Annotated in this window: 2 tRNA genes; both read right to left on the bottom strand. The window is 51.1% G+C overall.

Annotation, left to right across the window (positions count from 1 at the left end):
• Positions 1-22: 22 nt before the first annotated feature.
• A tRNA-Arg gene (locus tag PGQ95_RS26405) sits at positions 23-99 on the bottom strand.
• A 189-nt stretch (positions 100-288) separates the two neighbouring features.
• Positions 289-365 (bottom strand) — tRNA-Arg (locus PGQ95_RS26400).
• Positions 366-370: the final 5 nt, after the last annotated feature.

The raw sequence follows: 370 nt of genomic DNA, 5'->3' as shown, positions 1-370 counted from the left end.
ATTGCTGTTACTAAGGAGAATATGGTGCATCCGGGAGGATTCGAACCTCCGACCGCTCGGTTCGTAGCCGAGTACTCTATCCAGCTGAGCTACGGATGCATCGGAATAACTAGTTTACTACAGAATTCATCTGAATAATTCAGAATCAGGCAAGAATGGTGCATCCGGGAGGATGACTCGTCTACGCCTCGCCCTACGGGCCGTTGCTTACGCAACGTTATCCTCCCTGGTGCTGGCGATAATTTCGCAGACCATGTAACAACGATATTGCTGTTACTAAGGAGAATATGGTGCATCCGGGAGGATTCGAACCTCCGACCGCTCGGTTCGTAGCCGAGTACTCTATCCAGCTGAGCTACGGATGCATCGG

Source organism: Klebsiella sp. 141240, assembly GCF_050600805.1.
GTDB classification, from domain to species: Bacteria; Pseudomonadota; Gammaproteobacteria; order Enterobacterales; family Enterobacteriaceae; genus Klebsiella; species Klebsiella aerogenes.
Note: the sequence above shows the minus strand (reverse complement) of the source record. Positions and strands in the feature narration are given on the sequence as shown.